Origin of the sequence: Desulfuromonas sp. DDH964 (assembly GCF_001611275.1) — a bacterium.
GTDB lineage: Bacteria > Desulfobacterota > Desulfuromonadia > Desulfuromonadales > DDH964 > DDH964.
This window is the reverse complement of the sequence record NZ_CP015080.1, coordinates 297120-308720: the sequence shown is the minus strand read 5'-3', so window position 1 is coordinate 308720 and position 11601 is coordinate 297120. Positions and strand designations below refer to the sequence as shown.

Annotated in this window: 8 protein-coding genes; 7 read left to right on the top strand and 1 reads right to left on the bottom strand. The window is 50.8% G+C overall.

Translation table 11 applies throughout. The features are described from left to right. From DBW_RS01510 to DBW_RS01485, 7 genes are read left to right on the top strand one after another with little or no spacing between them, the layout of a single operon-like run. Entirely contained in the window at positions 1 to 681 is a 681-nt protein-coding gene (locus tag DBW_RS01510) for a M48 family metallopeptidase (RefSeq protein WP_066723215.1), read from the top strand. A gap of 52 nt (positions 682 to 733) precedes the next feature. After that, positions 734 to 2146, top strand: a complete 1413-nt coding sequence (locus tag DBW_RS01505) for an SIR2 family protein (protein ID WP_066723211.1) — start codon at positions 734 to 736, stop codon at positions 2144 to 2146. After that, positions 2136 to 4337, top strand: a complete 2202-nt coding sequence (locus tag DBW_RS17980) for an ATP-binding protein (protein WP_082820122.1) — start codon at positions 2136 to 2138, stop codon at positions 4335 to 4337. Before DBW_RS01505 ends, DBW_RS17980 begins: the two co-directional genes overlap by 11 nt. Beyond that, entirely contained in the window at positions 4334 to 5563 is a 1230-nt protein-coding gene (locus DBW_RS01500; RefSeq protein ID WP_066723210.1) for an exonuclease SbcCD subunit D C-terminal domain-containing protein, read from the top strand. Before DBW_RS17980 ends, DBW_RS01500 begins: the two co-directional genes overlap by 4 nt. Before the next feature lie 11 nt (positions 5564 to 5574). Further along, the gene (locus tag DBW_RS01495; RefSeq protein WP_066723208.1) at positions 5575 to 8844 is read left to right on the top strand and encodes an AAA family ATPase; all 3270 of its coding nucleotides are present in this window, start codon (positions 5575 to 5577) and stop codon (positions 8842 to 8844) included. A gap of 2 nt (positions 8845 to 8846) precedes the next feature. After that, positions 8847 to 10229 (top strand): hypothetical protein, encoded by a 1383-nt coding sequence (locus DBW_RS01490; protein WP_066723205.1) that lies wholly within the window; start codon positions 8847 to 8849, stop codon positions 10227 to 10229. 38 nt (positions 10230 to 10267) lie between these two features. Further along, positions 10268 to 10702 (top strand): hypothetical protein, encoded by a 435-nt coding sequence (locus DBW_RS01485; protein ID WP_066723203.1) that lies wholly within the window; start codon positions 10268 to 10270, stop codon positions 10700 to 10702. A 139-nt stretch (positions 10703 to 10841) separates the two neighbouring features. On the opposite strand, the gene DBW_RS01480 is transcribed toward DBW_RS01485, so the two are convergent. Continuing rightward, a complete protein-coding gene (locus DBW_RS01480; protein ID WP_066723201.1) occupies positions 10842 to 11519 on the bottom strand; it encodes an SOS response-associated peptidase in 678 nt (225 codons plus the stop codon). Between the last annotated feature and the right edge of the window lie 82 nt (positions 11520 to 11601).

Sequence of the window (11601 nt, the reverse complement as noted above, 5' to 3'; positions counted from 1 at the left end):
ATGGAGCTGGTCTATACCATCAAGCGATCGCCTAACCGTAAAAAGCTGACGATTACCGTTGAACGGGATCGCAGCGTGGTTGTCCATGCGCCGGAATCCACTTCCGAGGAGAAGATTCAGGCTATCGTCGAATCAAAACGGAAGTGGATTTATGAAAAGACCAAACATGCGCAAAAATACGCATTACCTCATCCTCCGGGCAAAGAGCTGGTCAACGGCGAATCAGCACTCTACCTGGGCCGTCAATATCAGATCGAAGTAGTCCAAAACAGCTCGGAAGAGATTCGTTTCGAGCAACGTTTCCTGATCCCGGCGAGGCTTTCTGCTGAGCGCAAGCAGGTCCTGCGAAATTGGTACATGAACAAGGCCAGAGAAAAAATCCTGCCCCGGACCAAAAAGTTTGCCAATGATCTCGGAGTGGCATTCACCAATGCCAAGATCGTTGATAATCGCTATCGCTGGGGATCCTGCACGATCAAGGACAACATAAATTTCAACTGGCGACTCATTAAGGCACCGATGTATGTCGTGGATTACGTGATCATCCACGAACTGACTCACCTATTGGAAGCGAACCACACACCTCGGTTTTGGAATATCGTTCGAGCACAGTCCTCAAAAATGGACAAGGCAAAACAATGGCTACTCGAAAATGGTCAGATCCTTGAGGAAGATATTTGAATGTCCGTTAAGGTTGCCGCGACTGAGGTGCTGAAAAATAAGGAGCGATTATATGAGTAGCGATAAGACCGAGTTTTCAGAATATAAAATACAAATTGGCACAGAGGACTTGATTGAATCGAAGGTCATGTCGCTTATTGCCGAAGACCCGAATTCTGCAGATACTGATTATTCAAAAGCTAAAAAGAAACTGCTCGAGGTGCTGAAAGAAACCCGAGTACGTATGGGAACGTTATTAAAGACTGACAATGTTTCCTTCCTGATTGGCGCTGGCGCTTCAATATCTGCTGGCGGTGTCTCTTTGGCCAATATCCCCAAGCCTCTTGAAGATGCTTTGCTCGCAGAGGTCGAGAGCGAAAAAACAAAGTCAGATGCGCCGAAATGGATACACTGTTTTTACGAAACAGTTTCCCTGCTATCAGGGAAAAGTTATACCTTCGACGACCGCCAAGCAAAATGCCCATTGGCTGATGACAAGAAAACCGAGGCTATTTGTATAAACCTTGAAGATTACCTGAGTCACCTTCATATGTGGCGCTCAAGTATCGGGAGTTTGACGGATGCAATCAAAATTAGCCGTACCGGCGCTGACGATCTGGTACTGGGAAAAGGCAATCTGGAAGCGCTAATCCGAAAAATTACAGGTTGCCTAACCGATCTTATAAATCTCCCTGCAGCAGGTTATGAAGGCGAATTGGATGTCCATAGAAAGTTCATTAAGAAGATATTGACCAGACCTTTGAATCTTCGACGGGCCAACCTCTTCACGCTCAATTATGACACCCTGATTGAACAGGGAGCTGATGCTGAAGGCGCGGTGTTGGTTGATGGTTTTGTCGGCAATATGAAGCGAGTGTTTCGGCCTGAATCTTACGACCTTGATTTTTATTTCCCGGCACAGACAACTGAAGGCCGAGTTCATCGATTTGACAGAGCTTTACACCTATACAAACTTCACGGGTCAATTACATGGCATAGAACCGATCAGGGCTGGGAAAATCCGTATGGTCTGTTTGCAACCTTTTTCAACCAGCAATGCAAAGATGATGACGTTCTGATATATCCATCACCGCTAAAATATGGGCAGGCTCTTGGGTTGCCATATTCTGAATTGTTCCGCCGATTTGGAAATGCGGTTGTCCAGCCCCAATCCGTTCTTTTCACTATTGGATACGGGTTTGGTGATGAGCATGTTAATGCGATTATTCGACAGGCATTAGCAATACCAAGTTTTACCTTGATTATAGTGGACCCCAACCCGAGCAGCGATTTTGTGAAGGAACTGCAGAAAATTGGTGATGAACGGGTTTGGATCGTTTCGGGGTGGAATATCGGTACATTTGGCAATTTTGTTAAGCAGCTGCTTCCTGATCTCAGAGAAGAAGAAATTGATGCCAAAGTCATGAAGACCTTTAAGGCTCTCGCCTTTAAAGAAACCCAGCCGGAGGTCGACGATGGCGAATGATCATGAAATCGGGCGTGTTGTTGCTGTTGACACAGCTCAGGTGACCATAGAGCTGAATCGAGACCTGAAGGCTCTCACTCGCTCAACATATGAAGGAACCATTGAGGTTGGGTCGATCAATTCCTATGTGATCATACCTGTTGGTTCCCGAAGAATTGTTGCCATGGTAACACGCGTTGTACTCACAGAAGAAAGTGAGCTCAAGGCCGATAAAACAATGGTGTCACTGCCTTCATCTCGACGCCTGATGAAAGCAACCATGATTGGTACGATTGACGAAAAGGAATTCAAGCAAGGGATCAATCTTTTCCCTGTATTGGACTCACCGGTATTGATCACAAAGCGGGAAGATCTGGATGCTATTTTCGGCAAAAAATGTGCCTGCGAATATGATTCTGATGAACCGGGATACTGCATCCCTGTGGGGCGCTCTGCGGTTTTTCCAGATTATGATATTAAAATTGACCCCGACACGTTCTTCGGCAAACACGCGGCAATTATTGGGAGTACCGGATCTGGAAAATCTTGTTCTATAGCTACAATTTTACAGTCTGTTATTGAGCATCCACAGGTGAAGCAAACACGATTTGTCATCTTGGACACGAACGGCGAGTATCGATCGGCTTTTCAGAAAGTGAACGGAAGCCATTGGAACGATGCAAAACCTGCGTTTAAATCCTTATACATCCCGACAGATCCTAACGAGAAAGAAAAGCTGGCGATCCCATACTGGTTTATGGATTCCGATGACTTTGTACGGATTTTCCGGGCCTCACCCGGTGTGCAAAGGCCAGTCTTGCTTAATGCCCTTTCCTCTGCACGCAACAGCTCCAGCACTGGGACCGCATGGCTTCAATTGCGTGAGGATTTAATCAAAGAATGTAACCATATTTTGGGTTATTGCTCTGGTGGTGACAAAACTAATGGAAGGTCAATACGCCAATTATGTGATGGTCTTGCAGGCTATCTCGACAATCCTGCTAATGCAGACCCTGTTGCATTGATAGGCGAAGCATATACTTCTGTCACCCTTGAGGAATTGAAGAAAGTTTTTAGTGGAATACGTGATATTGCTAGAGAAGGTATAAAAAAAGAAGGAGAAGAATATGAATCTTATGCACTAATTGATATTGGAAAACAGAAACGAATCAAAGACCTGATAAACCCTCTGTTGTCTACTCTGTCGCGTCTGCCTGATGGTGATGAGTCTCTCTCTGTAGCCACAGCTGATTGCCCCTCATATTTTAGCCGCACGGATTTCCGCTATCGACATATTGAAGAGGCAATGTCCAGAGATGATGGGAGCTCAAGTCGTGCAAGAGATAATTGCTCTACCATGCTTATGCGAATTTTCAGGCTTCTTGAGGATTCAAGATTCGAGTTTCTTTTTGGCCCATCAACAAAGGAATGGCCCCAAATAAAGCACTCACTTGCTGCTTTTTTAAGAGATTTGCTTGGTTTAGAAAGTAATCCATCTGGAGATTTATCGGATTCTGAGAGCCTTCAAGATAACCTGCTTCCGTTTTACGATAGGCAGAGAAAGGGGTCCGCAAGATCCAATGTCGTTATAGTTGATCTGAGCCTTTTAGCCTCAGAAGTTTTGGAAAACGTTACAGCTCTTATTGGGCGTCTGATTCACGAATTTATGCAACGCCTGAGCTTTCCGGAGAGTGGTATAGGGCGTGGAGAGTTCCCTGTTGTGCTTGTTCTTGAAGAGGCCCAGAATTACATCCGAGAAGGGAAAAGAACCGAAGACGACTCCATCTCGAAGCAAGTATTTGAAAGGATAGCACGTGAGGGGCGTAAATTTGGACTGGGATTAGTTGTTGCCTCTCAAAGACCAAGTGAAATGTCTAAGACTGTGCTTTCGCAATGTAATTCCTTTGTTGTGCATAGGCTACAGAATCCTGAAGACCTTCGGTATTTTCGCGAGATTGTCCCCGGGATATACGGGCAATTGCTTGAACAATTACCGGCATTAGCACCGAGAAGCGCTCTTGTGCTTGGAGAATGTGTTCAGGCTCCCGCACTGGTTGAAATGAGGGAAGTTGACCCAGCTCCTCGAAGCAAAAACCCGCAATTTTTCAAAAGCTGGTCAACCGATGGAAGGATTCCAAATATCGAAAAGATTTGTGCCAAATGGGAAAACAACCTCGAAAAGGGAGGTGAAGAAGACGAGGTTCCCAAATGAAAATCCTCCACACATCCGACTGGCACATTGGGCGAACCCTTTACGGCAGAAAACGCTACGAGGAGTTCGAGGCTTTTCTGACCTGGCTGGCGGAGACGATTCAGCAGAACAAAATCGATGCGCTGCTAGTGGCGGGTGATATCTTTGACACCAGCGCTCCGAGCAATCGTGCCCAGGAGCTATATTACCGGTTTCTGTGCCGGGTGGCCGCCTCATCCTGTCGGCATGTTGTCGTCGTGGCGGGCAACCACGATTCGCCGTCCTTTCTCAATGCTCCCAAGGAGTTGCTCAAAGCCCTTGATGTCCACGTGGTCGGTAGTAGCACGGAATCCCCGAAAGACGAAGTGCTGGTGCTCCGCAATGAGCAGGATGCTCCGGAATTGATTGTCTGTGCAGTGCCCTACCTCCGCGACAGGGATATCCGCGTGGCGGAAGCGGGTGAGAGCGTCGAGGACAAGGAGCGAAAGCTGATTGACGGCATCCGCACTCATTACGCCGCCGTCACCGTCTTGGCCGAACAGAAGCGCGAGGAACTCGGGTCCGATATTCCCATCGTTGGCACGGGACATCTGTTTACCGCTGGCGGACAAACCGTCGATGGTGATGGCGTGCGCGAACTTTATGTCGGCTCCCTAGCGCATGTGACGGCCGGGATTTTCCCCACGTGCTTCGACTACCTGGCGCTTGGGCACCTCCACGTCCCGCAAAAGGTGAACGGCTCCGAAACCATACGATACAGTGGCTCTTCTCTGCCTATGGGGTTTGGAGAGGCAAAACAGCAGAAGAGCGTTTGCCAGGTTGAATTTCACAGCGCGACTGCATCAGTAGAACTGGTCAATGTCCCGGTGTTTCAAAAACTTGAGCGCGTCAAGGGATACTGGGATGGAATCCGGGGCCGCATCCTCGAATTGTCGGCAACGGGCTCCCAAGGCTGGCTCGAAGTCATTTACGAAGGTGATGAAGTCATTGGCGACCTGCGTGAGCGTCTGGAAGCTGCGATTTCCGGCACCCAGATGGAAATTCTCCGGATAAAGAACAACCGCATTATCGACCGCGTGCTGGGACAACTCCATGAAGAGGAAACACTCGACGACCTGAACGTGAATGACGTGTTCGAACGATGCCTCGCTGTTCATGATGTGCCTGAAGATCAGCGGTCTGAACTGCTTCGGGCCTACCAAGAAACGGTCTCGTCTCTCTATGAAGACGATGTGCAGGCGGAATAGAGAGGCTATCGATGAAAATACTGCAGGTACGCTTCAAGAATCTGAACTCACTGGTCGGCGAATGGCAAATCAACCTGATGCACCCGGCCTTCGCGTCTGACGGCATCTTCGCCATAACCGGTCCCACTGGCGCGGGGAAAACCACGATCCTCGATGCTATTTGCCTCGCCCTCTACGGGCGGACGCCTCGCCTGAACAAGGTCACCAAGAGCGGAAACGAAATCATGTCCCGCCAGACCGGCGAATGTTTTGCCGAGGTGACATTCGAGACCCAGACGGGACGCTATCGCTGCCACTGGAGCCAGCACCGGGCACGCAAGAAACCGGAAGGCGAACTCCAGGCCCCGAAACACGAAATTGCCAATGCCGATTCCGGCGAGATTTTCGAATCCAAGATCAGAGGTGTGGCCGATCAGATCGAGTTGGCTACCGGCATGGACTTTGATCGGTTCACTCGATCCATGTTGCTGGCCCAAGGTGGCTTTGCCGCATTCCTTCAAGCGGCACCCGATGATCGAGCTCCGATTCTGGAGCAGATAACAGGCACAGAGATCTACAGCCAGATATCCATCCGCGTCCACGAGCGCCAGCGCGAAGAGCGGGAAAAACTGAACCTGCTCCAGGCTGAAACGGCAGGCATCGTGATTCTTGAGCCGGAGCAGGAACAAGAGATTGGGCAGGCACTCGAAGCAAAGCAGAAGGAAGAGACAGACCTTGCCGCCAAATCCGCTGACACCGGGAAGGCCATTGCCTGGCTCTCCATCATCGATGGGCTGAATAAGGAAATCGTCAACCTGGCCGATGAAGCGAGCAAGCTGCAGGGCGATATCGAGGCGTTCAAACCGGATCGGGAAAAGCTCAACCGAGCTTTGAATGCCGCCTCACTGGACGGCGCATACGCAACGCTCACTGCCACTCGTAAACAACAGGTGGATGACAGAGCAGGCTTGAAAGCTGAGGAAGAGGCTCTTCCTGGACTGGAATCCTCCGCCAAGGAACAAGCCGAAGCACTGAAATCGGCTGAGCAACAAACCGCTCGGGCCAAAGAAGAGCTGAAAGCGGTCACGCCTACATTGCAGAAGGTTCGCTCCCTTGATCAGAAACTTTCCGATCAGATAAAGGCTGTTTCAGAAGGTGATGAGGGCTGTAAAAAGGATACGGCAAAGATTGATGCTGACAAAAAAGCCTTGCTCGAAGAGCAGGAAAAAGGATCTAAGGCTCATGTGACGCTGGATCTTGTTGACAGCTACCTCAAGGAGCATGCACAGGATGAATGGTTAATCAGCGGTCTTGCTGGCGTTGAAGAACAGCTTGGCGGTCTGCTCTCCAAGCAAAATGAAATCGTTCAAAAAGAGGCTGCTCAAGAAGCGGCCACGACGACTCTGGAATTGGCGACAAAGTCATTCGACGACTGTCAGAAGCAATCCGGCATTCGAAAGCAGGCGCTGGAGGACGCCTCAAAACAGTTTCAGCAGGGCAAGGATGCTTTGAGCCAGATGCTGGGGGACCGCTTGTTGCGAGAATACCGCACCGAGAAGGAAACCCTGCTGCGTGAAATGGCCTTCCTGACGAAAATTGCGGAGCTTGAAGATCACCGGGCAAAACTGGAAGACGGCAAGCCTTGTCCACTCTGCGGCGCGACCGAACACCCCTTTGCGGAAGGGAATGTCCCTGTTCCCGATGAAACCGAAAAGAAGATCGACGCCCTGACTAGGCTGATTAGCAAAGCCGAGGATCAGGAAACTGCCATCAAGAAGCTCGAAGAAGCTGAAACCCTGGCCCGTAAAAACCTGACGGAGGCTGAAAAGCTGGAGTCAGCAGCGGATAATGACAAGAAGGCCGCCGAGAAAGCCCTCGCCGAGGTGAAGGACGGCCTGGTGAATCTTCGGGCTGATTTTGCCGAACGCAGACAGGCTGTTACTACCAAACTCCAGCCGCTTGGTATTGCGGACATCCCTGAAAAGGACATTTCATCACTGATCGAAACTCTCAGGGAGCAGCTGAAGGCGTGGCAGGCCCAGGTCAAGAAAAAGGCGGACATCGAGAAACAGATTGCCGACATCGACAGCGAGGTGAAGCGGCTGGGTGCGGTTATTGAAACCCAAAGCACTGCCCTGGCCGAAAAGCTGGAGCGTCTGGATACCTTGAAAAAGGAACTCGCCGCCGGAAGAGATGAGCGTAATGCACTGTACGGCGACAAGAATCCCGACAATGAGGAGCGCCGTTTAAACAAGGCGATTTCTGATGCCGAAGGTGCCGAAAAGCAGGCCAGAGAACGGCACAATGAGCTCCAACAAAAATGGAATACCGCGAAGGCCCATGTCGAATCTCTGAAGAAACGCATCGACCTACGAGAGCCGGAACTAAGGGGCCTGGAAACCGAATTCTCCACAGCGCTCGCACCTGTGGGATTTTCAAATGAAGAACAGTTTTTGGCGGCCATATTGCCATCTGAAGCTCGGGTGGAGTTGACAGCTACAGCCAAGGATCTGGATGAGCGCCAAACAGATCTGAAAGCCAGACAGAAAGATCGGGAAACACGCTTGGCCAAGGAACTTGCTCGTAAGGTAACCGACAAATCTCTGGAAGAGCTCGAACCCCAATTTAAAGAACAAGAGGATGCCCTGAAAGAGCTGCGGGACATCATCGCCGGTCTCAAACACAAGCTATGTGAAAATACCGCTGCAAAAGAGCGGATAAAGGAGAAGCAAACGGCTATCGAGGCCCAGAAAAATGAGTGCCTGAGGTGGGAAAACCTGCACGAATTGATCGGCTCCGCAGACGGTAAGAAGTACCGGAATTTTGCCCAGGGGCTGACCTTCGAGATGATGGTTGGTCATGCCAACCGTCAACTGCAAAAAATGACAGACCGCTACCTGCTGGTTCGTGATGACGCTCAGCCTCTGGAACTCAACGTGGTGGACAACTACCAGGCTGGGGAGATTCGATCCACGAAGAATCTTTCAGGCGGCGAAAGTTTTATTGTCAGCCTGTCCCTGGCGCTGGGTTTGTCCCATATGGCCAGCAAGAAAGTCCGGGTCGATTCACTGTTCCTGGATGAAGGCTTCGGAACACTGGACGAGGAAGCCCTCGACACCGCTTTGGAAACCCTCGCGGGCCTGCAGCAGGATGGCAAGCTGATCGGCGTCATTTCACACGTACCCGCCTTGAAGGAGCGGATCAGCACGCAGATTCAGGTAACGCCTCAAACCGGTGGCAGAAGCCAGATATCCGGTCCTGGATGCGGCAGGCTGAGCGCTACAGGTCAGGCTTTAACTTGAGAATGAATCGACAGACGATGCTTTCACCAAGAGAACATCATTTTTATGTTGCGATTGCCAAGTTCATTTTCCACCATCTGGAACATGGCATTGTATCGGTGCAGGACCCGATCAAGATCAAGGATGCAGAGCGTTACGGGCTCAGCCCGCTCATACTCTATGGGGTTACCGTGGCCGGATTGCCCATTCGCTGGATGACCTTCACTCCAGTCGATCAACCTAGAGCATTCCGGGATGTCCTGCTGGATGCGTGGCGTAACGCTGAAGGCTTACGTGGCCGCCCAGACATCCTTCGGGTCAATCGCCACCTTTCGAAGGCCAGCCCTGAACTGGTCGAGGAAATGGCAAAAATCGGTGTCCAGGTCGAGGTCGCCGATGCCAAGGAGAAATCCCTTCCAGCTTCCCTACGCTCAGCCCAAGACTCCAGCCGGTGGCTGCTGAGGAAGCACGATGGAAAAGATCAGTCTCTTGGGCCCATCCAAGCTCTTTGCCGGTACGCTCAATATGACCATGATTTTCGGATCAAGGATGGTCACAGAGGTGTGAGCAGTCGCGAGGTTGAAGATAGAATCCAGCGGTGGCTGACATTGCCGGCGCAAGTGCCAGAGCCAACAATGATCGGTGAACTCGACTGGGAATCCGGCCCATGGCTGTCATCCTGGGAGACCGCTCTGCCGCCCGATCAACCCCGATATTTCAACCTCGATGGGTTTAATGGCAGTACCTGGCTGCTGACAGGTGAGAAGTCACCAGAGGATATCGTCGAGGATGATGATTTCTGGGCCGACGGTAACTATGACAACGCGGCAGAAATCGCCAAGAACCTCGTGGCGTGCTGGCCCAATCCGCCTGCAGAGATCGCCAAGTGTGCCGGGATCACACTGCGGGAACTTCAATGGTTCACCTCTAGGAAGGCTCCCCTTGATCGGCATGCGCGTTTTGGCCTGGAAGACTTGCTCGGCATCGAATACGACGAGAGCATGGGTTGTTATGTAGGGGCAGGACCTTATGTCCTGGTGGCTCAAAAACCACTAGCTCTCAAAGAAGCCTACGAATCCATTTCCAAAGGCGGAGATGCTCGCCCCTGTGAGATTGTCCCTCGTCAGGGTGCCGCAGACCCAAGCTGGCGATACGTATTGATAAACACATACGGTGAACCCCCGAGCATTGTGATGACGCCTCGCGGAGAAAAAATCACGGAGCGTCTTCCGGAACTGCTTATGAATTATGCCGGTATCACGCATGTCTCTCCGGAGTTCTACCGGGATGTTGTTTCCACCTGTGCCCGGGCCTGCCGTGAACCTGCGTCCAACATTCGCGAGATGCAAGACTTCGTGAATCGATACGAAGAGCACTGGGTAGATTGTGCCTGGCAGCCGGAGTAAACCTGTCTGGTTGATTCAAAATACGGAGATTGATATCCGTGGAAGCTGCAGAAACGACATTCGGACAAAAAAATTTGGGCCGCAAGCATATCAAGAGCTTCGCCAGTGGCATCGCCCATATGTTTGCGTGCTCAGCCCAGCATTATGCCTGGTTGGCGTATCAGCACCGGTTGCCGATAGTGACAATTGACCTCCTTGAGCTGCGAATCGATCCAGCTGAATTCGACATTGAAAGGAACCGGATTCTTGCCGGAATGTGCCAGAGAACGCTCCTACGAAACTCCGGGCAACTGGCTCCTCCTGGCGCTGTGGTTTCAGCGGTTCTCTCTGCCCACTTTGGGATTGATGACTATTCGGAGGGCGGCAATTCCGCCTCGATTGGCCGGTCTGTTTTTACCGTGGTTCTAGCCGATGACCGAGGCAAGGAGTGGTGTGTTGAACATGTTGAGGAGAGAATGCTGATTCAATCTTAGCGGGGAAGGTCCCCAAGTCCATTGCCGTCTTGCTTAAAAAATTGAGGCGGGCTGAGATCTGAGTCCATTTGTTTCCAGACTACCTGCAACCCATAAGTAGAGCGATTGCAGCACCATTGAAGTTGGAGGTTCTGTATAGCTAAGGTTCGTCTCCCATGACGGGACTGCAGCACTCCGGAGAATCATTTTGAGGATTGTTCACTTCGTCGGAAACCGGGAAAGCCTCCAGCATATCTGACGGATAGGGAGAGAAAAGTATTTTCAGCTTTTCGATATCAGTCATCTCACGATCCAGCCAAGTATCGAACTCTGACGAAGAGAGAATGACTGGCATCCGATCGTGAATTTTTGCCACCAGGCTATTGGCGTCAGTCGTCAGGATTGAACAAGACTCGACGCTCCCCTCTGGTCCCTTCCATACATCCCAGATTCCGGCAAACGCTATCGGCTCCAGGTCCTTGCGGTGGATAAAATAGGGAGTTTTTTCTTTTCCCTGGTGAGCCCACTCGTAAAATCCGTTTGCAGGGATCAAGCAGCGATGGTAACGAATTGGACCTCGAAAAGCGGGTTTTTCAGCAACCGTTTCGCTGCGAGCGTTAATCATCTTATGGCCAATGGCCGGGTCTTTCGACCAGCTCGGCACCAACCCCCAGCGAAAATTCCGAACAAATCTGTATCCATCTCCATTTTGACAAATTGCAAAGATCTGCTGAGAGGGAGCGATATTGTAGCGGGGAACGAGATCAGGGGTTTCGGGGACTCCGAAGAACTGCCTGAACTTGTCTGGTTCTATGGTCATAACGAATCTGCCGCACATATCGTCATCTTTCAAAATAAAAGACCCGGCGAAGCGGAGGGGGGTGCCGCGCCGGGTCAAGAAGGACTATGTTGCCCCTCTG

Coding starts and splice junctions, on each gene's coding strand:
- DBW_RS01510 (WP_066723215.1), top strand. CDS start 1: ATGGAGCTGGTCTATACCATCAAGCGATCGCCTAACCGTAAAAAGCTG.
- DBW_RS01505 (WP_066723211.1), top strand. CDS start 734: ATGAGTAGCGATAAGACCGAGTTTTCAGAATATAAAATACAAATTGGC.
- DBW_RS17980 (WP_082820122.1), top strand. CDS start 2,136: ATGGCGAATGATCATGAAATCGGGCGTGTTGTTGCTGTTGACACAGCT.
- DBW_RS01500 (WP_066723210.1), top strand. CDS start 4,334: ATGAAAATCCTCCACACATCCGACTGGCACATTGGGCGAACCCTTTAC.
- DBW_RS01495 (WP_066723208.1), top strand. CDS start 5,575: ATGAAAATACTGCAGGTACGCTTCAAGAATCTGAACTCACTGGTCGGC.
- DBW_RS01490 (WP_066723205.1), top strand. CDS start 8,847: ATGAATCGACAGACGATGCTTTCACCAAGAGAACATCATTTTTATGTT.
- DBW_RS01480 (WP_066723201.1), bottom strand. CDS start 11,519: ATGTGCGGCAGATTCGTTATGACCATAGAACCAGACAAGTTCAGGCAG.